Source organism: Janthinobacterium sp. J1-1 (assembly GCF_030944405.1).
Classification (GTDB): Bacteria; Pseudomonadota; Gammaproteobacteria; order Burkholderiales; family Burkholderiaceae_D; genus Janthinobacterium.
Window position 1 is genome coordinate 4229860 of record NZ_CP132339.1, and the last position, 23377, is coordinate 4253236.

General features: G+C 61.5%; 20 protein-coding genes. 18 read left to right on the forward strand and 2 right to left on the reverse strand.

The window, feature by feature from the left end:
* Positions 1 to 11: 11 nt before the first annotated feature.
* The 10 genes from narI to Q8L25_RS19370 all read left to right on the forward strand — a co-directional run bounded on the left by narI (position 12) and on the right by Q8L25_RS19370 (position 7915).
* Positions 12 to 695, forward strand: a complete 684-nt coding sequence (narI, locus tag Q8L25_RS19325; protein ID WP_308920919.1) for a respiratory nitrate reductase subunit gamma — start codon at positions 12 to 14, stop codon at positions 693 to 695.
* A 24-nt stretch (positions 696 to 719) separates the two neighbouring features.
* Positions 720 to 1466, forward strand: coding sequence for a peptidylprolyl isomerase (locus tag Q8L25_RS19330; RefSeq protein WP_308920920.1), 747 nt, complete (start codon positions 720 to 722; stop codon positions 1464 to 1466).
* An 87-nt stretch (positions 1467 to 1553) separates the two neighbouring features.
* A complete protein-coding gene (moaA, locus tag Q8L25_RS19335; RefSeq protein ID WP_308920921.1) occupies positions 1554 to 2528 on the forward strand; it encodes a GTP 3',8-cyclase MoaA in 975 nt (324 codons plus the stop codon).
* A gap of 26 nt (positions 2529 to 2554) precedes the next feature.
* A complete protein-coding gene (locus Q8L25_RS19340) occupies positions 2555 to 4456 on the forward strand; it encodes a type IV pili methyl-accepting chemotaxis transducer N-terminal domain-containing protein (protein ID WP_308920922.1) in 1902 nt (633 codons plus the stop codon).
* A 19-nt stretch (positions 4457 to 4475) separates the two neighbouring features.
* Positions 4476 to 5138: a response regulator gene (locus Q8L25_RS19345; protein WP_308920923.1), complete on the forward strand. Its 663-nt coding sequence runs from the start codon at positions 4476 to 4478 to the stop codon at positions 5136 to 5138.
* A 125-nt stretch (positions 5139 to 5263) separates the two neighbouring features.
* Positions 5264 to 6163, forward strand: coding sequence for an alpha/beta hydrolase-fold protein (locus tag Q8L25_RS19350; protein WP_308920924.1), 900 nt, complete (start codon positions 5264 to 5266; stop codon positions 6161 to 6163).
* A 59-nt stretch (positions 6164 to 6222) separates the two neighbouring features.
* A complete protein-coding gene (locus tag Q8L25_RS19355; protein ID WP_308920925.1) occupies positions 6223 to 6480 on the forward strand; it encodes a hypothetical protein in 258 nt (85 codons plus the stop codon).
* Positions 6477 to 7040 carry a hypothetical protein gene (locus Q8L25_RS19360; protein WP_308920926.1) on the forward strand — a complete coding sequence of 188 codons (564 nt, stop codon included), beginning with the start codon at positions 6477 to 6479 and terminating at the stop codon, positions 7038 to 7040. Before Q8L25_RS19355 ends, Q8L25_RS19360 begins: the two co-directional genes overlap by 4 nt.
* A 57-nt stretch (positions 7041 to 7097) precedes the next feature.
* Positions 7098 to 7592, forward strand: coding sequence for a hypothetical protein (locus tag Q8L25_RS19365; RefSeq protein ID WP_308920927.1), 495 nt, complete (start codon positions 7098 to 7100; stop codon positions 7590 to 7592).
* Positions 7589 to 7915 carry a carboxymuconolactone decarboxylase family protein gene (locus Q8L25_RS19370; RefSeq protein WP_308920928.1) on the forward strand — a complete coding sequence of 109 codons (327 nt, stop codon included), beginning with the start codon at positions 7589 to 7591 and terminating at the stop codon, positions 7913 to 7915. The genes Q8L25_RS19365 and Q8L25_RS19370 overlap by 4 nt, the downstream gene beginning before the upstream one ends.
* A 45-nt stretch (positions 7916 to 7960) precedes the next feature.
* On the opposite strand, the gene Q8L25_RS19375 is transcribed toward Q8L25_RS19370, so the two are convergent.
* Positions 7961 to 8416 carry a GNAT family N-acetyltransferase gene (locus Q8L25_RS19375; RefSeq protein WP_308920929.1) on the reverse strand — a complete coding sequence of 152 codons (456 nt, stop codon included), beginning with the start codon at positions 8414 to 8416 and terminating at the stop codon, positions 7961 to 7963.
* Positions 8417 to 8528: 112 nt separating this feature from the next.
* On the opposite strand from Q8L25_RS19375, the gene Q8L25_RS19380 reads away from it, so the two are divergent.
* From Q8L25_RS19380 to Q8L25_RS19415, 8 genes are all read left to right on the forward strand, one after another.
* The gene (locus Q8L25_RS19380; protein WP_308920930.1) at positions 8529 to 9740 is read left to right on the forward strand and encodes an NnrS family protein; all 1212 of its coding nucleotides are present in this window, start codon (positions 8529 to 8531) and stop codon (positions 9738 to 9740) included.
* Between the two features lie 88 nt (positions 9741 to 9828).
* A complete protein-coding gene (locus Q8L25_RS19385) occupies positions 9829 to 12285 on the forward strand; it encodes a membrane-bound PQQ-dependent dehydrogenase, glucose/quinate/shikimate family (RefSeq protein ID WP_308920931.1) in 2457 nt (818 codons plus the stop codon).
* Positions 12286 to 12610: 325 nt separating this feature from the next.
* On the forward strand, positions 12611 to 14719 hold the full coding sequence (locus Q8L25_RS19390) for a TonB-dependent siderophore receptor (RefSeq protein WP_374694185.1): 2109 nt from the start codon (positions 12611 to 12613) through the stop codon (positions 14717 to 14719).
* Between the two features lie 63 nt (positions 14720 to 14782).
* Positions 14783 to 15178 carry a DUF2946 domain-containing protein gene (locus tag Q8L25_RS19395; protein ID WP_308920933.1) on the forward strand — a complete coding sequence of 132 codons (396 nt, stop codon included), beginning with the start codon at positions 14783 to 14785 and terminating at the stop codon, positions 15176 to 15178.
* Positions 15179 to 15266: 88 nt separating this feature from the next.
* On the forward strand, positions 15267 to 17351 hold the full coding sequence (locus tag Q8L25_RS19400; RefSeq protein WP_308920934.1) for a TonB-dependent receptor domain-containing protein: 2085 nt from the start codon (positions 15267 to 15269) through the stop codon (positions 17349 to 17351).
* 77 nt (positions 17352 to 17428) lie between these two features.
* Entirely contained in the window at positions 17429 to 18760 is a 1332-nt protein-coding gene (gene dsdA, locus Q8L25_RS19405) for a D-serine ammonia-lyase (RefSeq protein ID WP_308920935.1), read from the forward strand.
* Positions 18761 to 18800: 40 nt separating this feature from the next.
* Complete coding sequence (locus Q8L25_RS19410; RefSeq protein WP_308920936.1) at positions 18801 to 19613, forward strand: ferritin-like domain-containing protein; 813 nt, start codon at positions 18801 to 18803, stop codon at positions 19611 to 19613.
* Positions 19614 to 19814: 201 nt separating this feature from the next.
* On the forward strand, positions 19815 to 22259 hold the full coding sequence (locus Q8L25_RS19415) for a DUF262 domain-containing protein (RefSeq protein WP_308920937.1): 2445 nt from the start codon (positions 19815 to 19817) through the stop codon (positions 22257 to 22259).
* A gap of 52 nt (positions 22260 to 22311) precedes the next feature.
* On the opposite strand, the gene Q8L25_RS19420 is transcribed toward Q8L25_RS19415, so the two are convergent.
* Positions 22312 to 23307, reverse strand: a complete 996-nt coding sequence (locus Q8L25_RS19420) for an IS481 family transposase (RefSeq protein ID WP_308920938.1) — start codon at positions 23305 to 23307, stop codon at positions 22312 to 22314.
* Positions 23308 to 23377 lie beyond the last annotated feature (70 nt).

A 23377-nucleotide genomic window follows, 5' to 3' on the forward strand; every position in this document is an offset into this window, starting at 1 on the left:
AGGAGAGCGTCATGAACTACCTGCATCAATTTGTGTTCGGGATTTATCCCTATATCGCGCTGGCGATCTTCCTGCTCGGCAGCCTGGTGCGTTTCGACCGCGAGCAGTACACCTGGAAATCGGAATCGAGCCAGGTGCTCAATACGGGCATGCTGCGCCTGGGCAGCCCGCTGTTCCACGTCGGCATACTCGGCCTGTTCTTCGGCCATGCGGCCGGCCTGCTGACCCCCGTATGGGTGTGGGATGCGCTGGGTGTCACCCACGGTGTCAAGCAGACGGTGGCCATGGTGGCCGGCGGCGTGATGGGCACCTTGTGCCTGGTCGGCATCCTGATGCTGCTGGCGCGCCGCTTCGGCAATGACCGCGTGGCCGCCCGCACCACCTTCAAGGACAAGCTGGTACTGCTGTGGATCTTGCTGACCCTGTTGCTGGGACTGTCGTCGATCTTTGTCTCGGCCTCGCACATGGACGGCCACATGATGGTGCTGCTGATGACCTGGGCCCAGCACGTGGTCACTTTCCGTGGCGACGCCGCCGGTTTTATCGCCGACGCGCCGTGGATCTTCAAGCTGCACCTGTTCATGGGCATGTCGCTGTTCGTCATCTTCCCGTTCACCCGCCTGGTGCATGTATGGAGCGGCTTTGGCGCCTTGGCCTATCTGGGCCGCACCTGGCAGCTGGTACGCCGGCGCTAATCGTAATCGAAAGAGGAGAACATCATGGGTATCTCGGTCAATGGCGTCGATATCGACGACACGGAAGTGGAACAGGAGCTGGCGCATCACCAGGGCGCCGGCAATCCCCTGAAACAGGCGGTGCAGGAACTGGTGTTGCGCCGGCTGCTGCTCGACGAGGCGCGCCGCCTGGGCCTGTCGGCTGCCAGCGATGACGACCTGGTCGAAGCGCTGTTTGCGCAGGAAGTCAAAGTGCCGGTCGCCGACGATGCCGCCTGCCGCACGTTTTACGCGCAGCGCCCTCAGCTGTTCCGCAGCGGCGCATTGGTGGAAGCGCGCCATATCCTGTTCCAGGTCACGCCGGAAGCGCCGCTGGACCTGCTGCGCACCACGGCGCAGGCCGTGCTCGACGCCTTGAAGGCCGCGCCGGAGCGTTTCACGGAGCTGGCGGGCCAGTATTCGAACTGCCCCTCGGGCGCCGTGGGTGGCAACCTGGGCCAGCTGTCGCCGGGCCAGAGCGTGCCGGAGTTCGATGCGCTGGTATTCCTGCTGGACGAAGGCGAGCTGGCCGGGCGCCTGCTGGAAACGCGCTTCGGCTACCACATCGTGCAGGTGCTGCGCCGCATCGAAGGCAGGGCGATCGCGTACGAGGCGGTGCAGGCGCAGATCGCCGACCGGCTGTCGCGCGCGGCCTGGCAGCGCGCCGTGCACCAGTACCTGCATCTGCTGGTGGGGCGCGCCGAGATCGGCGGCGTGGAGCTCGAAGGCACGGACAGCCCGCTGGTGCAATAGGCCAAAGTGACTAGGATGGTGGCTCGTCTGGTGTACAGCCAGGCGCTGCCCCAGGCTTTACAATCAGATGATGAAACGGAGCGCGTGATGTTGCTTGATCGATTTGGCAGGTCCATCGACTATATACGCTTGTCGGTGACCGACCGCTGCGACTTGCGCTGCAGTTATTGCATGCCCAAGGGCTTTCGCGGTTTCGAAGAACCGAAGGACTGGCTCACGTTCGACGAGATCGAGCGCCTGCTGGGCGTGTTCGTGCGCCTCGGTACGCGCCGGGTGCGTCTGACGGGCGGCGAGCCGCTGTTGCGGCGCAAGCTGCCGGAGCTGGCAGGGCGCTTGTCCGCGCTGCCCGGCCTGCTGGATCTGTCGCTGTCGACCAACGCCACCCAGCTGGGCCGCCATGCGGTGGCGCTGCGCGCGGCGGGGGTGAGTCGCATCAATGTCAGCCTGGATTCGCTGGACCGCGCCTGCATGCAGACGATTACTGGCCGCGACAGCCTGCAGACCATACTCGACGGCCTGATGGCGGGCAAGGCGGCCGGTTTCGATCCGATCAAGATCAATATGGTGGCCATGCGCGGCGTCAATGACGACCAGATCGAGGCGATGGCGGCCTTTTGCATCGAGCAGCACTTCATGCTGCGCCTGATCGAGGCGATGCCGATGGGCAGCACGGGGCGCAATGCGCAGTACATGCCGCTCGGTGCCGTGCGCGAGCGCCTGACGCAAAAATTCGGCCTGGTGCCGCAGGCGCAAGAACTCGGTGGCGGGCCCGCGCGCTACCTGTCGACAGCGGACGGGCAGGCCAGCATCGGCTTTATCACGCCGATGTCGCAGCATTTTTGCGCGACCTGCAACCGCGTGCGCCTGTCCGTCGACGGCACCTTGTACCTGTGCCTGGGCCAGGAAGAAAAATTTGCGTTCGGCCCCATGCTGCGCGGCGGGGCCAGCGACGCGGAACTGGAAGCGGCCATCCGCGAGGCCATCGAACTGAAGCCGCAGCAGCATGATTTCAATACGCAGCCGGACAAGATCATCCGTTTCATGGCGCAAACGGGTGGGTGAAGGGCGCGGCATAGACTAGGAACAGCATGAGCCTCAACCAAATGATCTCCTCCTGGCAAAAACTCTCGACCAAGATCGTCGGCGCCTTGCTGGGCATGCTGGCGCTGGCGTTGACGGCCATCGCCTGTACCCTGTTCCTGTCGTGGCAGCTCGAAGGCAGTTCGGCCGCCATCAATGAAACGGGCCGGCTGCGCATGCAGACCTACCGTTTGACCCTGCTGGTAGGCGGCGAGAGCCGCTCCGGCGTGCAGCCGCAAGTGCTGCTGGTCGACGACATGCTGGCCAAGATCGGCCGCGGCGATCCGCAGCGCCCCTTGTTCCTGCCGCCGTCCGCCGCCATCAAGACCGAATTCGAGCGCATCGTCCAGGCCTGGCAGCGCGGACTGCGCCCGGCCGCGCTGGCGGTAAGTTCCGCCGCCCAGGCGCGCCAGTTCGAGCAGGAAGCGCAGGGCTTCGCCGGCCAAGTCGACCAGTTGGTGCGCCTGATCGAGCGTGACAGCGAGCAGCGCACCTTCTGGCTGCGCGGCTCGCAGCTGATTTTGGTGGGCATGGCGATCATCGGCACGGTCAGCATGATCTATTTGATGTTCATGCTGATTATCGAACCGGTGACGCGGCTGCGGCTGGGCATGCAGCGCATGAAGGAGCGCGACTTCAGCGTGCGCCTGGCGGTCGACAGCAATGACGAATTCGGCCAGCTGGCCAGCGGTTTCAACCAGATGGCCGACCGTTTGCAGGCCCTGTACGGCAACCTGGAAGAGGGCGTGCGCAGCAAGACCGCCACCCTGGAATACCGCAACCGCGAACTGGCCTTGCTGTACGAAAGCGCCGCCTTTTTGCAGCGTCCGCAGCCGCTCGAAGCGCTGTGCGGCGGCTTCATGGAGCGCATCGTGTCGTACTTCGAGGCGGACGGCTCCACCGTGCGCGTGCTGGACGCGGAACGGGGCAACCTGCACATGGTGGTGCATACGGGCTTGTCGGAGGAACTGGTGGCGTCCGAGCACTGCCTGAAAGTGGGCGACTGCCTGTGCGGCACGGCCGTGCGGGAAAACGTCGCCAGGATCCACGACATGCGCCGCATCGACCGCGCGCACGAACTGAAATGCCACCGCGAAGGTTTTGCCACCGTGTCCGTGTTCCAGATCCACGCGCATGAACAGCACATGGGCTTTTTCAACCTGCATTTCCGCCATGCGCGCGTGTTTTCCGAACGCGAGCTGGCGCTGCTCGAAACCCTGGGCCAGCTGCTGGGCATCGCGCTGGAAAACCTGCGCCTGGCCGCGCGCGAACGCGAGATGGCGGTGTCGGAAGAGCGCAACCTGGTGGCCCAGGGCCTGCACGACAGCATCGCGCAAAGCCTGAATTTTTTGAACCTGCAGGTGCAGATGCTGGACGACTCGGTGCGCAAGGCCCGCTACGACCAGGTGGAAGACATCGTGCCGGCGTTGCAGGCGGGCATCAAGGAAAGCTATGATGACGTGCGCGAGCTGCTGCTGAATTTCCGCAGCCGCCTGATGGAGGACGACCTGATCGGCTCCCTGCGCGCCGCGCTCGACAAATTCCGCCGCCAGACCGGCATCGCCGCCGAACTGCTGGCCGACGTCGATGGCGCGCCGTTCCCGCGCGAGCAGCAATTGCAGTTACTATTCATCGTGCAGGAAGCGCTGTCGAATATCCGCAAGCACGCCCAGGCCAGCCATGTCGAAGTGCGGCTGGCCGATGACCAGGATTTCACGCTGACCGTCAGCGACAATGGCGTCGGTTTCGACGCCGCCGCCGTGCTGGAAAAAGGCGAAAGCCATGTCGGCCTGCACATCATGCGCGAACGGGCGGAGCGTATAGCCGCCACCTTTGACGTGCATGCCTCGCCGGGATGCGGCACCACCATCGAATTGCACCTGCCGCGCGAACAGCGCCGGGCCGCATGAGCACATACAAAGGATCATCATGGACATTCCCGACAAACCGATTACCGTCATGCTGGTCGACGACCATGCCCTGTTTCGCAGCGGCATACGCTCGCTGCTGCAGCGCCACGACGAATTTTCCGTGGTGGGCGAGGCGGCCGACGGCGTCGAAGGCATCAAGCGCGCCATCCAGTTGCAACCCGACGTGGTGCTGCTGGACCTGAACATGGCCGGCATGTCGGGCGTGGAGGCGCTGCAGCTGATGCAGCACGACTGTCCCGACACCGCCATCGTCATGCTGACCGTCTCGGAAGACGCCGACGACCTGGCCACGGCGCTGCGCGCGGGCGCCTGCGGCTACCTGATCAAGAATATCGACGCCGACTACCTAGTGCGCGCGATCCGCCGCGCCGCCGCCGGCGAAGTGGTGATCGCCGAGGCGATGACGGGCAAGCTGGTGGCCCAGCTGCAGGCCGGCACGCGGCGCGAGGAACCGGCATCGGAACTGGACAAGCTGACCCCGCGCGAAAAGGAAATCATCGACTGCCTGTCGCGTGGCGAAAGCAACAAGGGCATCGCCCGCACCCTGGACCTGGCGGAGAGCACGGTCAAGATCCATGTGCAGAACGTGCTGAAAAAGCTGAACCTGAACAGCAGGGTGCAGGCGGCCGTGTATGCGGTCGAGCATCGACAGGGGAGGTGAGGCTGCCGGCTTCGACGCCGGCGCAAAATGCTTGACGACGTGTGACAGATGTCGCATGATTGTGGTGTGACGCATGTCACATGCCGTCATGTCTGCCGTTGTCATTCAGTCGAGGAAACAAGTCTATGTTGAAGCCCATTATTCTGTTCATGGCACTGTGCGCTACGGTCAGCGCCCCGCTGGCCGCTTCCGGCACGCCACCATATGTTCTCGACCAAACCGAGGTGCGCGATATCCATGCCACGGCATTGAACCGTGATTACCAGGTCTACGTGGCATTGCCCGACTCCTACCGCGACAGCAAGAAGCGCTATCCGGTCTTGTTTGTCGTCGACGCCAATTATGCGTTTCCCGTGGTGCGCAATATCGCCCAGCGCCTGGCCAGGCATGCCGGGATGGAAGAAGTGGTGGTGGTCGGCCTGTCGTATGCGAAGGGCGATGACGGCGTATTCAGCCGCCGCCGCGATTACACGCCGACGGTGCCGCGCAACCATACCTATCGCTCGGACATGCCGGGACGCAAGGCGTTGTTTGGCGAAGCGGCGGCGTACGGGCAGTTCCTGTCCGCTGAAGTGTTGCCCATGATTGCCGCCACCTACCGCGTCAATATGGAGCGCAAGGTGTTTATCGGCCATTCCTACGGCAGCCTGCTGGGCTTGCAAATGCTGTTGACCGAGCCGCGCACCTTCAATCATTACATACTCGGCAGCCCGTCGCTGTGGTACGACGCCGGCATCATGTTCGACCGGGAGCGCGCCTATGCCAGGGCGCACAAGGATTTGCCGGCCTCGGTATTTTTCGGCATCGGCGGCATGGAACGGCTGGCGCCGGGGAAAAAGCGTTCGCGTTCCGAAGAGGATGCCGACATGGTGGAGGATCTGCGCGAATTCGACGCCAAATTGAAATCGCACAAATTCGCCAGTCTCAAGACCCGCCTGAGCGTGTTTGATGACGAGGATCACGCCAGCGTGTTTCCTCTGGTATTGACGCATGGATTGCGGGCATATCTGAGTTCGTCGAAGTGAGTGGTGCCGGGTTGGCAGATGGGTAATCTTCTGATACTGTCATTTATGAGGCAGAAAAAATGACATATGATTTCAAAAATATTTTATATATTCTTGTGATTGCCACGCTTTGCAGTTCGGCGGCTATGTCGTTTTATTTCCTTACCTTCCTGATGAATACCCGCTTGCTATTTGGCGTTTTGCTCATCAGTTTCGCCTTTGCTGGTGGCGGTGTGTGGCATTATCTGCCGTGGTCCAGAGGCCCGGTTGCCCATGCTTTTTCACTGGGAGTTGGTCTTGGCCTGTTTGCCGCATTGATTGTTTTCTTCATCCCATGACGATACTCGCCGATATAAAAAAATCCCAGTCCGCCATGCACGATCTGGCCTTGCACTTCGACTTCGATCTGGGCCGCGCTGCCCGCGACTACGCCTGGATCAAACTGGCGCCGCAACAGGCGTTTTCAGCGGTTGCCGGTGACAGCAGCGGTGGCGTTTTTCTCGCTTATGGCGACGGCGAGATCGAACGTCGCCCCGTTCTGTATGTCAGCTCCGAAGGCCAGGCCGGCCGCATTGCGTCCAATCTTGCCGAGCTGCTTGCCGTGATGATGGCGATCCCTGGCTGGCATGATCTGCTCAAATTTTCAGGCGGCGGCAATCTGGAAGAGATGCGCAGGACCGCCGGGTTGCTTGAGCGGGACGGCCCCGATAACGAGGAAGTTCCGGCCGCCACGCAGCGGATCGTGGCGGCTTTTTCCCTTCCGGCCATTGCCGACCCGGTCAGGCTGCTCCATGATTGCGTGCACGCCAGCGATTGCAACGTCGTTGCCGATGATGGCTGGCCTTATGAATCGCTGTTTGGACATTTCAAATCAAGCGACAATCCTTTTTGGAAATGAAGGCCATGAAAATGGTTGTCAGGTATTTTTTTGCCAGTGATTATTTAAAAGTGCCGCATGCCGCATGCCGCATGCTTCTGCTACCAGTCCGATATGATTGAAAAATCAGCTTTCGCAAACCAGGAGACGGAAATGCTTGTAGGGTCAGCCAAATATGCAATGCCATGGCGTTCAATATTGATCGCTCCCTTGGCCAGCATCCCCGTCATGACCATCGCCGGAATGGGCAGCTCGGACGCCGGCATGCTGAGTGACCTAGGCATAGGCTTGTTATTCGGCGTTATCCTGGGCGTACCAATGTCATTTTTCGGTATTGTCATGATCGGCTTGCCGCTATATTTTTTGCTGCAAAGATTTGAATCGCTTCGATGGTGGATAGTTTGCATGGCCGGAGCACTGGTTCCGTTCCTGCTCTTTTTTAATGACGCAGCGATAAGAACGACACTGGCGGCAGTTGTGACGGGTTTGTGCGTTGGCGCACTCGCCTATGCATTGCGTCCGCGAGAAATAATGAAACCGATATTTGAAAAAGACAGAAAGGATGCATCATGAGCGTTTCACCAGCATTTGCATGCTTTATGCAAGAAGCGCCGGCGCATGCCGCGGCGTGGATGCAAGTGGCCCAATCACTCGATGTCGCCAGCGCCCTCGATAAAAAGACCGAAGAGCTGGCCTATATCGCCGTGCTGGCCGCCACCGGCAATACCTCCGGTATTCCATTTCATGTGCTGTCAGCCAAATCGCATGGCGCATCGCGGCAGGAGGTATTGAGCGCCGTCCTGATTGGCTTGCCTGCCGCCGGGGCGGTGGTGATAGGCGCCGTCCCCGTTGCCGTCGATGCCTACGATCGGCAAGGCCAGCAAGGCGTGCCATAAGCAGCATCGCATGCCGAATTGAAGGGGCGTTGACGCAAAGAAGCGCTACACCAGCCGTTTTTGCATGAACACGCTGAGCGGATCGTCGCGATAATCGCCAAACGGCCCGCAGCGCTCAAACCCCTGGCGCTCATACAAGGCAATCGCCTCGGGCTGCAACGGTCCCGTCTCCAGCGTCATCAACGGGCAGGCCGCCTTGCGCGCCGCCTGTTCCAGCAGCGCCATCAGTTTCTTTGCGGCGCCCAGTCCGCGCACTGCCGGTTTCACATACATGCGCTTGATTTCACCATATTCGGGATTCAATACCACGGCCGCGCAGCCGACGATGGCCTGGTCCGCATCGCGCGCCACGGCGAATTTCACATGCGGCTGCAATAGTGCCTGCAAGTCCAGCGCATACACGGATTCGGGCGGATACAGGGTCAACTGGTAGGCGTCCAGGTCGGCGATCAGGGCGATGATCTCGGGCTGGTTTGGCGATTCGAAGGCGATCTGCGGCATGGTGGTGGCAATGGTGGTGGATGAAAGATTATAGCCATAGTCATTTTTGCTGATGGCGGAGATTGCCGGTTTAAAGTAGCATATTGAATATATCTTTAAGAGCGAGTCCATCATGGCCCTCAATACCATCAGCGAACCATCCCGTCCCTTGCCCGCCCGAAGCGCCTTGCCCTGGCAGCCGGGCCACCCCGTCTGGCAACTCGGTTTTCGCCCGTTTTACCTGCTGGCCGCACTGTTTGCGGCCGTCAGCATTCCGCTGTGGCTGGCCAGTTACCTGGGCGTGACCACCGCGACGCTGCAGGTCAGCATGGGCTGGCATATGCATGAGATGGTGTTCGGCTTTGCGGTGGCGGTGGTGGTGGGGTTTTTGTTCACGGCCGGGCGCAACTGGACCGGGCTGCCGACACCGCACGGCTGGCACCTGATGGCGCTGGCGGCGGTCTGGCTGGCGGGCAGGGTGGCGATGCTGGTGGCGCCGGCGGCGGTGGCGGCCACCATCGACATGCTGTTCCTGCCCTTGTCGGCCTGGCCCTTGTTCCAGGTGCTGCATCGCTCGGGCAATCACCGCAACCTGTTCCTGGTCGGCCTGCTGGCGCTGCTGACGCTCGCCAACGGCCTGTATCACGCGGCAGCGATGGGCCTGCTGGCGCTGTCGTATTTTATTCCCGTGCAGGCGGCGATTTTTATTATCGTGCTGATCGAATCGGTGATCGGTGCGCGCGTGATCCCCATGTTTACCCGCAATGGCGCGCCTGGCAGCACGCCGGTGGCCAGCCCAAGGCGGGCCTTGGTCGCCGTGGGCTTGATGGCGCTGGCCGGCGTCAGCTGGCTGGCCGGTGCGCCGGGTCTGTTGACGGCGCCGTTGTGCCTGGCGGCCGGCGCCATGTCGCTGGCCAATCTGCTGGCCTGGCAGCCGCAGCGCACCCTGCGCGTGCCGCTGCTGTGGATACTGCATCTGTCGTATGCCTGGATAGGCATCGGCTTTGCGCTGCTGGCGGCGGCCAGCCTGCACTGGCTGCCGGCCAGCGCGGCCTTCCATGCGCTGGCGGTGGGCTCGATGGCCGGGCTGATCATCGGCATGATGACGCGCACCACCCTGGGCCACACGGGCCGGCCGCTGAAGGCGGGCGCCAGGGAGGCGGCCATGTACTGGCTGGTGCAGCTGGGCGCCGTGGCGCGTTTGCTGGCGGCCGTGGGGCCGGCCTCGCTGGCCATGCCGGCGCTGCTGGCGGCGGGTGTGTGCTGGTCAGTGGCTTTCATCTTGTATGCCGTGACCTATGCGCCCTACCTGTGGCGGCCACGGGTCGATGGCCGCGAAGGATAGGGCGCGCACACGAGCAGGCAGACTTCTGACGACCAAATCATTATCGGGATAGTATGGATATTCCTCTCCATTCTTGACCAGGATCATCATGACTCCCTCTGGCTCTGCTACTGCGCGGCCCGGACCACTGCTGCTGGTGACCGGCATTGTCTTTATATTATTGGGGCTGGTACTGGCGGGCGGCGGCATCTGGCTGCTGACCCTGGACGGCTCCTGGTATTACATCCTGGCCGGTCTCGGCATGATCGTCGCCGGCGCGCTGGTGTTCAAGGGCCGCCGCACGGCGCGCTCCTTCCTGGCCTTCTTGCTGGCCGCCACCCTGATCTGGTCGATTTTCGAGGTGAAGTTCGACTGGTGGCAGCTGCTGCCGCGCCTCGATATCTGGTTCGCCGCCGCCGTCTGGCTGCTGCTGCCCTTCGTCGGCCGCCGCCTCGAACGCGCCGACCGCAGCATTGCCAGCAAGGACACGGGCAAGCGCGCCCTGCTGGTGGCCGTGGTGGCGACCCTGGCCGTGGGTATCTTCGCGCTGTTCCAGGATTACCATAATCTGCATGGCGAAGTGTCCGGCGAGAGCATGGCGGCCACGCCGCAGGGCGACTTTGCGCCCGGCGTGGCGCCGAATGACTGGTCGGCCTACGGCCGTTCCGGCTATGGCGACCGCTATGCGCCGGCCACGCAGATCACGCCGGCCAACGCCGCGCAGCTGAAGCAAGCGTGGGTATTCCATACGGGCGACTTCAAGGGACCGACCGATCCGGTGGAAATCGCCAACGAGGTCACGCCGCTGAAAGTGAACGGCATGCTGTACCTGTGCACGCCGCACAATATCGTTATCGCACTGGACCCGGATACGGGCAAGGAAATCTGGCGCCACGACCCGAAGATCAACCGCGACGCGGCCAGCTACCAGCACATGATCTGCCGTGGCGTGTCGTACTGGGACGTCAACGCGGGCCGCGCCAAGGATAATCCGGCGCCGGAAGCGGCCGGCATGGAATGCCCGCGCCGCATCTTCGCGCCCACCATGGACGCCACCCTGATCGCCGTCAACGCCGATACGGGCGAAGCGTGCAAGAGCTTTGGCGAGAATGGCGTGATCGGCCTGTACCACGGCATGGCGATGAAAAAGCGCGGCTTCCTGATGCCCACTTCGCCGCCGGCCCTGTCGCAAAAGATGATCGTGATGGCCGCCAGCGTGACGGACAACGATTCGACCGAAGAGCCTTCCGGCGTGATCCGCGGCTATGACCCCGTCACCGGCAAGCTGATGTGGAACTGGGACGCCTCGAAACCGGACGCCACCGAACCCATTGTGGCCGGCCAGACCTATACCAACAACTCGCCCAATTCCTGGGGCGTATCCAGCGTCGATGAAAAGCTGGGCATGGTGTATATCCCGATGGGTAACGAAACGCCCGATACTTGGGGCGGCAACCGCAATGTGAACGGCGAAAAATACAATAGCGCCATCGTCGCGCTCGATCTGGCCACCGGCAAGGTGCGCTGGGTCTACCAGACCGTGCACCACGATATCTGGGACATGGATATCGGCGGCCAGCCGACCCTGGTCGATATCGACACGCCGAAAGGCAAGGTCCCCTCGGTGGTCGCCACCACCAAGCGCGGCGACATCTATGTGATCGACCGCCGCGACGGTAGCCTGGTGGTGCCCGCGCCCGAGAAGCCGGTACCGACCGGCAACGTGGCGGCCGGCGACCGCGTCTCGCCCACGCAACCGTTTTCGGCATTGACCTTCCTGCCCGAGAAAAACATCAGCGAAACCGATATGTGGGGCACCACGCCGTTCGACCAGCTGGCTTGCCGCATCATCTTCCGCCAGCACCGCTACGAGGGGCCATTCACGCCGCAGACCGTGGCGTCCGGCAAGATCAAGGGCGCCATCATCTCGCCGGGCCCGCTGGGCATCTTCGAGTGGGGTGGCGCGGCCGTCGATCCGGGCCGCCAGCTGCTGCTGCTGAACCCCGACTACATGGGTTTCCTGGAAAAGCTGGTGCCGCGCGCGCAAGCCACGGCCAAGGGTGGCACGGGTACGGAAATGGGCCTGCAGCCGCAGACCGGCACGCCGTTTGCCGTCGAGATCAAGCCGTTTTTGTCGCCGCTGGGTTTCCCCTGCCAGGCGCCGCCTTGGGGCTATGTGGCCGCCGTCGACCTGCGCACCATGAAAAAAGTCTGGATGCATAAAAACGGCACGACCATGGACAGCGCCCCCGTGCCGATTCCGCTGCCGCTGGGCGTACCCAGCCTGGGCGGCATGAGCACCACCGGCGGCGGCGTGGCATTCCTCAGCAGCACGCTTGACTATTACATTCGCGGCTACGACGTGCGCAACGGCAAAGTGGTGTGGAAGGCGCGCCTGCCATTCGGCGGCCAGGCCACGCCGATGAGCTATGTGTCCGATAAAACCGGCAAGCAGTATGTGGTGGTAATGGCCGGCGGTCACGGCTCGCTGGGAACCAAGATGGGCGATACCTTGATTGCCTATGCGTTGCCGGAGGGGGTAACAGCGGCTGGCAAAACCAAGTAAGACTTGCTTGCGGCACCGCGCAATGCGGTGCCGCCATGTGGGTTCAAGCTTTAAAGATCAAGAACAGCGGGCCGGAGTCGCGGGCCCGAGAAAATGCCGATGGCGGCGTTGCAGCTTCCTTGCCGTACATTCGTACTGTCTGCGTCGCTGCGCCTTGCCCTCGACATTTTTCAGGCCCGCTTGGCCCGGAGAGCCTGGGCTGCTGGCACGGGTGAATAAGTACTTTGCCATTTCAATGACAATTCTTGCGAATGATTCTCGTTACCGATATCATGTCGGTAACTGCCAGTTTTGATTCATTGTCTTGTTGAAGGTTTTACCATCCATGCCCGCCGTATTGCTCCCCCGTTTGCTCCCCCTCGCTGCCGCGCTGTCGCTGGCTTTTGTCCCCGCTGTCCACGCTCAAACTGATGACGACACGGTCATGCAAGCGGTGCAAGTCACAGGCGCCCGCGCGCAAGGGCTGGTGCCGCTGACCACCGAAGCCGGCAGCTTTCGCGGCTCGAACATCATGGACGTGCCGTCGACCGTCAACGTGATCACGCGCGAATTGCTGGAGCTGCAGGGCGCCGCCGGACTGTACGACGCGGTGCGCAATACTGCCGGCGTTACGCGCCAGCAAAATGGCGGCGAAACCTGGGACCAGCTCGTCATTCGCGGCATTGCCGTGGAAAACCGCACCAACTATCGCCTGAACGGCTCGATGCCGGTCATGAATTTCTCGCAGGTGCCGATGGAGAACAAGGAGCGGGTGGAGGTGCTCAAAGGCGCGTCGGCCCTGTACTACGGTTTTACTTCGCCGGCTGGCGTGGTCAATTTCGTCACCAAGCGCGCCGGCAGTACGCCCGTCACCAGCCTGGGCCTCTCGCTGGACGACCGTGGCAGCGCGGTGGCCAATATCGACCTGGGCCGGCGCTTTGGCGAACAGCGGCAGTTCGGCATGCGCATCAACGCGGCCGGCGGCACCTTGGGCTCATACCTGGACCATGTCGGCAACGGCAACCGCAGCTTTGTATCGGCGGCGCTGGACTGGCGCGTGACCAACAAGCTGCTGCTGAAGGCCGACTTGGAATACGACCGCCGCAAGGTCACCGAACAGGCGGGCGTCAACCTGCCCACCGCCGTCAATGGCGTGATCACCTTGCCGCGCGCGGTCGATCCAAGCAAATTGATCGGCCCGGACTGGGCCAAGTTCGAAGCACAAACGAAAAACGCCCAGCTGCGCGCCGATTATGCCTTGAGCGACCGCTGGGCGCTGACGCTGGAGGCGGGCCGCTCGGAAACGGCGCGCGACCGCCGCCTGGCCATCTTCCGGTTGAATAACGCCGCCGCGCTGGCGACGGGCGCGGGCCGCATCACCGGCAATATCCAGCATGGCGTGAATACCTCCGACCTGCTGCGCGCGGAACTGGCCGGCCAGTTCAACACGGGATTTATCGCCCATGAACTGACCCTGGGTGCGTCGCGCACCGACAAGTCGCAAGACCCGATTTACCAGCGCAATTACACGATCGCCTCGCAAAACCTGTACAACCCCGTCCCGATAACGAACGTGGTGTTCGGCGCGGCACCGGCATCGCCCACCACGGCGGCGCTGGAGACACGCGACACGGGCCTGTACGCGCTCGACCGCATGGTCTTCAGCCCGCAATGGCAAAGCGTGGTGGGCGTGCGCCGCAGCAGCTACCGCAGCGACCAGGGCGCCAGCCACTATGACGTCAGCAAGACCACGCCGATGGCCTCGCTGATCTACAAGCTGACACCCGCTGTGTCATTCTATGCGTCGCTGGCGCGTGGCCTGGAAGAGGGCGAGACGGCGCCGACCGGCAGCGCCAACCAGGGCGTCAAGATGGCGCCTGGCGTCAGCAAGCAACAGGAACTGGGTGCGCGCTGGATGACACCAAGCGGCTCCTTGCTGTCGGCCGCGTTGTTCGATATCGTGCGCCCCGGCTATTACACCAATACCGGCAACCTGTTCACGTCCGACGGCGAGCAGCATTACCGGGGCCTGGAACTGGCCACGCAGGGCAAGCTGACGCGCCAGTTGTCTTGGCAGACCTCGGCGCAGTTCCTCGACCCGAGCTTCGAGCATATCAATGCGCTGTACAACGGCAAGGCGCCCGAGAATGCCTCGAAACGCACGGGCAGCGCCTTTGTCTCGTATGCCTTCGACGGCGTGCCTGGCCTGTCGCTCAATGGCGGCGCGTATTACTACAGCGTGCGCCCGGTCAATGACTTGAACCAGGCCTTCCTCGGCGGCGTGACTCTGTTCAGCGCGGGCGCCCGTTATGCGGGCAAGGTGATGAACAAGTCGGTGGTGTGGCAGCTGAATATCGACAATGCCGCGGACAAGCGCTACTGGGCCGGCGCCGGCACGCGGCTGGCGTCCGGCGCGCCGCGCGCGGTCAAACTGAGCGTGAAGGTCGACCTGTAAGGCAGCGTTGCTTTCTTGACGGCGGTGCTGGGAACGGGGCAGGGCGGCGGCTATAATGCCCCCATGTTCACCAGCAAAGCCAGGGCAAGATGGGTACTGTGGATGGCGTGCTGCGCCATCCTGCTGGCCGCGCTCGCCCCCACGCTGTCGCGCGCGCTGACCGTCGCGCAAGGCGGCGCCGTCCCCAGCCTGGAAATCTGCTCGGTGGCCGGCGGCATGAACATGGTGCCGCTCAAACTGTCTCTTGACGATTCCACGCCCGCCAAGAACGCCATGCAGATGGGCGATTGCCCGTGCTGCGGCATGCATGCGGCCGTGCTGGCGCTGCCGCCGGTGTCGCTGGCGCCCGCTTCCGGCGCGCTGATCACGGGCTTGCTGCCGGTCCTGTTTTACCAATCCGCCACGCCGCTGTTTGCCTGGACCCCGCTCCAGCCGCGCGGCCCGCCTGCCGCTTTCTGATTCCCCGCTCCGTTTGAACCGTTGCCTGCCGCGCCCAGGGTGCGCGCCGGCGGCCGTTCGTCTTGATCATCGAACCGAAAGCAGCATCATGAACCACACATCCTTATTGATTTCCCTCGCGCTGGCGCTGCCGGCATTGGCCCACGCAGACCACGGCGACGTCGTCCTGCCCGAACAAAAAGTCATCGTCAGCGCGCTGGCCAACAGCTATCCGGCATCGAGCGACACGGCGCAGATGCTGGGCAATCTGCCCGGCTACGGCGTGGCGGCCGGCGGCGGCGTATCCGGCCTGCCGGTGGTGAACGGCTTTGCCGACGACCGCCTGAAAATCCGCATCGACGGCATGGAGATCACCTCGGCCTGCGCCAACCACATGAACGCGCCGCTGTCGTATATGGCCCCGTCCCAGGTGCAGCGCATCCGGCTGATCGCTGGCGTGACGCCGGTCAGCGCGGGCGGCGACAGCATCGGCGGCACCATCGAGGTACATTCGAACGCGCCGGTCTTCGCCGCACCTGGCGCGGGGCTGCTGACGCAAGGCAGCTTCGGCTTGCTTGGTCGTAGCGTCAATAACAGCGTTTCCAGCAATGTGACGGCATCCGCAGCCACTGAAGCGTTCTCCATCGGCTACAGCGGCGCCTACACGCGCAGCCGCAGCTACGAAGACGGCCGTGGCGACAAGGTGCTGGGCAGCATGGTCGAGAGCATCAACCAGTCCATCGTGCTGGCCGCCAGAGGCGATGGCCAGCAGCTGACCCTGCGCGCCGGAATTCAGCATATTCCCTACCAGGGTTTTCCCAACCAGTATATGGACATGACGGACAACCACGGCCGCTTCGCCAACCTGGCCTGGCAGGGCAGTTTCGGCTGGGGCGTGCTGGACGCGCGCGCCTACTGGCAGCAGACCGACCATGAGATGGGCTTTTTCAGCAGCGAGCGCCCTGGCACCATGCCGATGATCACGCATGGCAAGAACACGGGCTACGCGCTGCAGGCCAGCCTGCCCACCGGCGTGGGCGAGCTGCGCCTGGGCCATGAATTCCACGCTTTCCGCCTCGACGATTACTGGCCGGCGGTGCCCGGTTCGATGATGATGGGGCCGCGCACCTACCTCAATATCAACGGCGGCAAGCGCGACCGCGCGGTGCTGTTCGGCGAACTGGAAAGCAAGCTCGATGCGCGCTGGACCAGCGTGCTGGGCCTGCGCGGCGAATCGGTGCGCATGGACACGGGCGACGTGCAGTCCTACGGCAGCGGCATGATGAATATGGCCGACTCCATGGCGGCGACCGCCTTCAACGCCCGCTCGCGCCGCCAGCGCGACACCAATATCGATGCCAGCGCACTGGCGCGTTTTGTGCCCGACGCGTCCGGCAGCTATGAATTCGCGCTGGCCCGCAAGGTGCGCTCGCCCAATCTGTACGAGCGCTACTCGTGGGGCAGGGGCACGATGGCCATGACCATGACCAACTGGTTTGGCGACGGCAACGGCTATGTCGGCAATATGGACCTGAAACCGGAAACGGCCTATACCGTCGCCTTCACCGCGGACTGGCATGGCGCGGGTGACGACAGCTGGTTCGTGCGCGTCAATCCGTATGTCAGCCGCGTCAGCGACTATATCGACGCCGACGTGCTGGCGCCGTTCAACCCCTATATGCAGATGGGGGCGAAAGGTAATCTGCTGCGCTTCGCCAATCATGACGCCAGATTGTACGGATTGAATGTGTCGTGGCAGGCGCCGCTGGCGGCCAGCCCGCGCTGGGGCAAATTCACCGCCACCGGCAACGCCGCCTACACGCGCGGCAAGCGCAGTGACGGCGGCGGCGATTTGTACCGCATGATGCCCCTGAATGCCTTGCTGGGCGTCGAGCATGCCGTCGGCGCCTGGAGCAACCGCATCGAAGCGAAGGTGGTGGCGCGCAAGGACACGGTCGACGCGCGCCGGCTGGAACCGGAAACCGGCGGCTACGCCATCGTCAACCTGCGCAGCCAGGTGGCGCTGAACAAACTGGCCAGCATGCATGTCGGCGTGTCGAATGCCTTCAACCGCGCCTATGCCGATCCGCTCGGCGGCGTGTATCTGTCGGGCTTGCAGGCCAACGGCGGCGCGCTGCAAGCCTTGCCGGCCGAGGGGCGCTCGTTCGACGTGGGCTTGCAGCTGAAGTTTTAAACAGCAGCCCGCACGCGCAGCTTTGCCATCGGCGGCGCGATGCGGTCTAATCATGGATTGCTTACCAAGGAGGTCCCATGTTGCCACCCCCATCGATCGCCGCCCTGCGCGCCCAATATCCGCTGATCGAACGCTTGTCAGCACTGCAGCCTGTCAGCTGGTTCAACCCGGCTATCGCGCCCGCAGCCGTTGCGCTGGCCGACGTCGGCCTGGATGCGAACGACGTGGCGGCCGCCAGCGCGCGCCTGGCCCGCTTTGCGCCTTTCCTGGCGCGTGCGTTTCCCGAGACGCAGGCCGCCGGCGGCGTGATCGAGTCGCCGCTGGTGCCGCTGCCGGCCATGCAGGCGGCGCTGGCGGCGCGCCTGGGCCGCGCGATCCCCGGTCAGTTGTGGCTCAAGCAGGACAGCCACCTGCCGATTTCCGGCTCGATCAAGGCGCGCGGCGGCATCTACGAGGTGTTGAAGCATGCGGAAGGGCTGGCGCTGGACGCGGGCCTGGTCACGCAGCACGACGATTATGGCCTGCTGGCCAGCGAAGCCGTGCGCGGTTTCTTCGGCCAGCATGCGATCGCCGTCGGCTCTACCGGCAATCTGGGCCTGTCGATCGGCATCATGGGCGCGCGCCTGGGCTTCCGGACCACCGTCCACATGTCGGCGGACGCGCGCCAGTGGAAGAAGGACAAGCTGCGCGAACACGGCGTGACCGTGATCGAATACGCGTCCGACTACAGCGTGGCGGTGGAGCAGGGCCGCCGCCAGGCCGAAGATGACCCGACCTGCCACTTTGTCGACGATGAAAACTCGCACGACCTGTTCCTCGGCTATGCGGTGGCGGGCGAGCGCCTGAAAAAGCAGTTCGACCAAGCTGGCGTGACGGTCGACGCCAGCCATCCGCTGTTCGTCTACCTGCCGTGTGGCGTGGGCGGCGGTCCCGGCGGCGTGGCCTTCGGCCTGAAGCTGGCTTTTGGCGACCATGTGCACTGCGTCTTCGCCGAACCGACGCATTCACCGCGCATGCTGCTGGGCGTGCATACGGGCTTGCATGAGCGGATCAGCGTGCAGGACATCGGCATCGACAACGTGACGGCCGCCGACGGCCTGGCCGTGGGCCGGCCTTCCGGCTTTGTCGGCCGCGCCATGCACCGGCTGATCGACGGCTACGCCACCGCCAGCGACGAAGAACTGTACCGCTTGCTGGCGCTGCTGGAGCAAACCGAAGGCTGGCGGCTGGAGCCGTCGGCGGTGGCGGGGTTTGCGGGAATAGTGCCGGTGCTGGAGCAGCCCAACTATGCGTCAACGCTGGCAAATGCCACGCATCTGGTATGGGGCACGGGGGGGAGCATGGTGCCTGAGGTCGAAATGGATGCCTATGTTGCTCTGGGACGTGATTTGCTGGGACAGGAAATTTGATACACTGCGCCCCTTGTTAAAAACGCGCACCCAGGCTCCCATGCACTTATCTCCCTCGCTTGACCACGCCCCGCAGGAACTGCGTGCCTGTGCGCTGGCCTGCCTGCTCGAACCCGATCCGGCGCGCAAGGTGGTGATGGTGGCCGCCATGGCACAGGCCCGTCCCGCCGCCGATCCCGCCGCAGCATTGCAGCCGCAGGGCGCCATCCCCGGCCGCCCGGAACGCCCCGAACTGGTGCCGCCGCGCCTGGTTGGCCGGCGCTCAATGATCACGCAAGAAGGCCGCGCCATGCTGGTGCATGCGCTGGCGCATATTGAATTCAACGCCATGAATCTGGCGCTGGACGCGCTGTGGCGTTTTCCGGATCTGCCGTCTGAATATTACACGGACTGGCTGCGCGTGGCGGCCGAAGAGGCCACGCATTATTCGCTGCTGGTGGCGCACCTGGACGTGCTGGGTCACGCCTATGGCGACTTTCCGGCCCACGACAGCCTGTGGGAGATGGTCGATAAAACGCGCGGCGACGTGCTGGCGCGCATGGCGCTGGTGCCGCGCACGCTGGAAGCACGGGGCCTGGACGCGATCCCGCCGCTGCGCGCCAAGCTGGCGCAGGCCGGCGACATGGCGGCCGCCGCCATCCTCGACATTATCCTGCGCGACGAAGTGGGCCATGTGGAGATCGGCAACCGCTGGTACGGCTACTTGTGCGAGCAGCGCGGCCTGGAGCTGCGCGCCACCTATGCCGAACTGGCGGCGCGCTACGAAGCGCCGACCTTGCGCGGACCGTTCAACTTGGAAGCGCGGCGCCGGGCGGGGTTTTCCGAGCTGGAACTGAGCGACCTGCCGGTTTGATACCGCAAAGCACGCTGGAGAGCAGGCGTATATAAAAATGCATGTTTATATTTTATCTGAAACATCGATCTGTTATCGCAATATTTTTAAAATAAATTAAAAAATTAATTTTTTTAATTTTATGGATTTTTAAAATAAAAATATTGATTAATTTATTGCATATATTTACACTTTGGTTTTTGCCTGCTACAGGGAAGTGTGATGAAATTGAATGATCCGGCGATTGAGGTCCAATCAAATTATTTGTTGGCGATTGAGGAGGTCGTGGCTTGGCAAATAGAGGGTTTGCCTGTCCTGAGAAAAAATGGCATGCGCTCCCGCATCCATGCCGAATTGCCCGCTTTGCAGCGAGGTGCCGTATGGAGCGCTGGTAAGGTGGAGGCATTCTGGGATTCTTTGATACGCGGTTTCCCCATCGGATCTTTCTTGCTTTCTCCGTATGACGGGAAACTGGGACGCAGTGATTATAAACTAGGAAGTAATACTGCTCAAGGCACTCATATAGATCGATTTCATTTGCTTGATGGGCAACAGCGCGCAACTGCAATAGCAAGTGGATTTGTTGATGTGTGGGCTGATTCGCGTACTGAACATGGACTCGCGCTGTGGGTTGATTTGGGCAATCGCTCCAGTCCAGCGGGAGATCGCGCATTTCTATTTCGCCTTTTGACCCGTTCACATCCTTGGGGATACCGGGCAGTAGATCCCGGCATGCGTCTGACTCATGGATATATCCGTTCAGCCTTGACCAGCTATCGTACAATCGCGAATGATCCCACTGTGCGCGGTGCAACATTGCCTTTGCGTTTTGCCTGGCCTTGGGATTCTGTGTGTCCTATGCCTGTTGCTATATTGATCAAGGCCGCAGCACACGAGGACTGGCGTGCAGAACTGCAGCGCCAGTTACAAGCATTGCCCATGTGGCATGAGGACGCAGCCTTGATTGATCAAAACAAGCTTGTTGTCCAATGGCGGAAGGCGCTGGAGGGAGAGTTTTATGCGCGGTTGGAGTGGATGATCGCAGCGTTGCGTGAAGAATTACACACCCGGACAATTCCCGCGCTTATCATGCATGAGCGAGCATTACCCCACGAATTGCAAGCAAATCCTTCTGAAAACGGCATCGAGCCATCGGTTGATGCCATTGAGACGCTGTTTGTACGCATAAACACGGCCGGGGTGCCACTCAGCACTGAGGAATTAATCTATTCCTCGCTTAAGGCAGTGTGGCCAGATGCACCCAAAGAACTGGATGCTTTACTCGGCAAGCAACGTATCGTGGCACCTGAGCACATGGTGACCTTTCTATACCGTTTGCATCTGGCTTTTCCAGTTGACCGCGTCACTGACAAGCTGCCTTTGACGCCTGATGTTGCTTCGTTCAGAACCGCCATGCGCGACGATGAAAAATTGGAGGCTTTTCAGACGTTTGTCACTGACAGGGTGCGTGGCGCCACCCTCTTGCGCTTGTTTGACCTCGTGCGACTTAATGGCCCCATGGATAAGGCCTCATGGAAATTGCCGCCTACTTTGGCTGCAGCTATGTTTTCGGGCGGGAAAGGGCTGGAACTTCTGTTTATCAGCGCCGCTTGGATACTACGCCTGGAAAGGGCCGGTGTCGGTATTACGCAGCTAACGGTAAAACAGCAGAGACGATCACTAGGATTTCTGGTTGCCATGTCCGAATTTGCTATCTTGCCAGAGCAATGTATCGCGCGTTTGTGGGAGGAATTGTATCAGTTTCCAGTAGATAAATTGCCAGATTTTTTCAATGCCAAGCGTTATGAAATGCTATTGCCAACTCACAAAGATAATTTTGTTATGTTACCTTTGGTGCCACCTCATGTACTTGCGGACGTAATACGTTGCCGGGTTACCGGTGGTCAAAAAGGATTTCCTGGTCCTGCCCATACTGAATTCTGGAAAGCAGAGCCGCTGTGGCATCACTATTATTCTCGCCTCACACCTGAAAGTTTCAGTCAACTCGAATCTGGTCTGCGCAATTGGTTGTACATACAGAATATGGAGGAGAAGGGAAAAGATATCCCTGATGATGCAACAAAGAAAGATCGTCGTCGCTTGGCCTGGAAAAATTTCTTTGATCGATTGTGGGATAAACGTTCTTTGGTCGATTATGCTCAGCGAGCTTGGCTGATGCGCTGGTTTCCTGACTATGACCCAACGCTTCCTGGTCAAATGGAAGATGTGAATCGTCCGTGGGATTATGACCACATTCATCCCCAAGGTTTGTTATGTAATGAAATGCCCTCGGCAATCCGGGACTGGCATCGATCAATCGGCAATTTGCGTGCGTGGCCGCTAGAATTGAACCGTGCGGATCAAAAGGATGCTCCGGCGAAAAAGCTTTTGAAGGCGAAGGGCGGCGATGAACTTGATGCCAACAATTTTGGCTTGGTTGACGGTGCAGCCATGCGTGCAGCCAGCTTCATATGTGAAGATCAGCAATGGATTAATTGGACTGGATGTGTCCCGGATGAAAGCAGATTTCACCAACGCTATCTGGCTATTTATCCTGAATTCAAAGACGAGGGCAATGCGCTCGTCAACGCTGTGACTTCGCGCTTTTGCGCCATCTATACACATTGGTTCGAGCACCTTGCACTAGGGGAATTACAGCGAAAATAGCAAAGATGTGGCGTGTCAATCAATATGGCTAGCAGCGCTTGTATCAAGGAGGCTAGCTGTCAAGACCCGCTTGGTTATAAACACGTTTAACGAATAATTCTGGCTTTTTTGCCTGCCATTTCTTCATTGCCTGAATCGGCGTTTCGTTGTTGAGAGCACGCTGTGGGATGTTGTGGTTATAGATTTTCAGGTAATTGCGCAGTGTTGATTCGAGCTCGGCCCTGGACGCGAAGCGAGTCTGGTTGACGACCTCGCTGACGCGGCCGTTGAAGCGTTCAACCATGCCGTTGGTCTGCGGATGACGTGGCGGGATCAGGCGATGTTCGATCGCCAGTTGCTTGCATAGAACGTCAAACGCGTGCTTACCGCTGGGAATCCGCTCGCCCGTTTCCGGGTCTTTTTTCCTGCTGCTAAAGCGGTCGGTGAACTGGCTGCCATTGTCGGTGAGCAGCTTGACGATGGCAATCGGACAGGCTTTGTTGAGCTTGATCAGGAAGTCGGTGCTACTACTGTCGGACTGGTCGGCATAGATCTCCATGAAGACCCAGCGCGTGGCGCGGTCGATGGCGACGAACAGGTAACGGCGTTCGGTTTCGTCAGGCATCTGCGGCAAGTACTTGATATCCATATGTAAAAAGCCGGGCTCGTAGTCCTTGAACGACTTTTTGGTGACGGGCTTGTCGGTTTCCCGGGCGGCCAATTCAAGCAGGCTGGAGACACCATGGCGACGCAGGCAGCGCCCCAAGGCGGCGCGCGAAAGCGCTGGATTGACGAACTCGCGGGCCACCGCCAGCAGGTCGTCGGTGGGCAGCAGCAGCGTGGTACGCAGCTCCACGACGATCAATTCCTGCGCAGGCGTGAGCGTGGTGTGCATGGTACGTGGCCGGTGCGAAAGATCCTCGGCGCTGTCGCGGTTCTGCCATTTGCGGATCGTCAGACGACTAACGTTGTAGCGCTCAGCCAGTTCCCGTTGAGAGAGCGTCGAGTTGCGGATTTCGTCCCGGATCAGATGAGTGGTGCGGGCTTGGCTGTGAAGGGCTTGGCTCATGGCGCTGGTAGTTGGGTGACAGAATTCAACAGTGTACTCAAAAGCAACCTAGCCCTGAAAAATGGCAGGC

What these genes read in the sequence shown, in the direction of transcription:
- narI (WP_308920919.1), top strand. Translation starts at nt 12, where the DNA reads ATGAACTACCTGCATCAATTTGTGTTCGGGATTTATCCCTATATCGCG.
- Q8L25_RS19330 (WP_308920920.1), top strand. Translation starts at nt 720, where the DNA reads ATGGGTATCTCGGTCAATGGCGTCGATATCGACGACACGGAAGTGGAA.
- moaA (WP_308920921.1), top strand. Translation starts at nt 1,554, where the DNA reads ATGTTGCTTGATCGATTTGGCAGGTCCATCGACTATATACGCTTGTCG.
- Q8L25_RS19340 (WP_308920922.1), top strand. Translation starts at nt 2,555, where the DNA reads ATGAGCCTCAACCAAATGATCTCCTCCTGGCAAAAACTCTCGACCAAG.
- Q8L25_RS19345 (WP_308920923.1), top strand. Translation starts at nt 4,476, where the DNA reads ATGGACATTCCCGACAAACCGATTACCGTCATGCTGGTCGACGACCAT.
- Q8L25_RS19350 (WP_308920924.1), top strand. Translation starts at nt 5,264, where the DNA reads ATGTTGAAGCCCATTATTCTGTTCATGGCACTGTGCGCTACGGTCAGC.
- Q8L25_RS19355 (WP_308920925.1), top strand. Translation starts at nt 6,223, where the DNA reads ATGACATATGATTTCAAAAATATTTTATATATTCTTGTGATTGCCACG.
- Q8L25_RS19360 (WP_308920926.1), top strand. Translation starts at nt 6,477, where the DNA reads ATGACGATACTCGCCGATATAAAAAAATCCCAGTCCGCCATGCACGAT.
- Q8L25_RS19365 (WP_308920927.1), top strand. Translation starts at nt 7,098, where the DNA reads ATGCCGCATGCCGCATGCTTCTGCTACCAGTCCGATATGATTGAAAAA.
- Q8L25_RS19370 (WP_308920928.1), top strand. Translation starts at nt 7,589, where the DNA reads ATGAGCGTTTCACCAGCATTTGCATGCTTTATGCAAGAAGCGCCGGCG.
- Q8L25_RS19375 (WP_308920929.1), bottom strand. Translation starts at nt 8,416, where the DNA reads ATGCCGCAGATCGCCTTCGAATCGCCAAACCAGCCCGAGATCATCGCC.
- Q8L25_RS19380 (WP_308920930.1), top strand. Translation starts at nt 8,529, where the DNA reads ATGGCCCTCAATACCATCAGCGAACCATCCCGTCCCTTGCCCGCCCGA.
- Q8L25_RS19385 (WP_308920931.1), top strand. Translation starts at nt 9,829, where the DNA reads ATGACTCCCTCTGGCTCTGCTACTGCGCGGCCCGGACCACTGCTGCTG.
- Q8L25_RS19390 (WP_374694185.1), top strand. Translation starts at nt 12,611, where the DNA reads ATGCCCGCCGTATTGCTCCCCCGTTTGCTCCCCCTCGCTGCCGCGCTG.
- Q8L25_RS19395 (WP_308920933.1), top strand. Translation starts at nt 14,783, where the DNA reads ATGTTCACCAGCAAAGCCAGGGCAAGATGGGTACTGTGGATGGCGTGC.
- Q8L25_RS19400 (WP_308920934.1), top strand. Translation starts at nt 15,267, where the DNA reads ATGAACCACACATCCTTATTGATTTCCCTCGCGCTGGCGCTGCCGGCA.
- dsdA (WP_308920935.1), top strand. Translation starts at nt 17,429, where the DNA reads ATGTTGCCACCCCCATCGATCGCCGCCCTGCGCGCCCAATATCCGCTG.
- Q8L25_RS19410 (WP_308920936.1), top strand. Translation starts at nt 18,801, where the DNA reads ATGCACTTATCTCCCTCGCTTGACCACGCCCCGCAGGAACTGCGTGCC.
- Q8L25_RS19415 (WP_308920937.1), top strand. Translation starts at nt 19,815, where the DNA reads ATGAAATTGAATGATCCGGCGATTGAGGTCCAATCAAATTATTTGTTG.
- Q8L25_RS19420 (WP_308920938.1), bottom strand. Translation starts at nt 23,307, where the DNA reads ATGAGCCAAGCCCTTCACAGCCAAGCCCGCACCACTCATCTGATCCGG.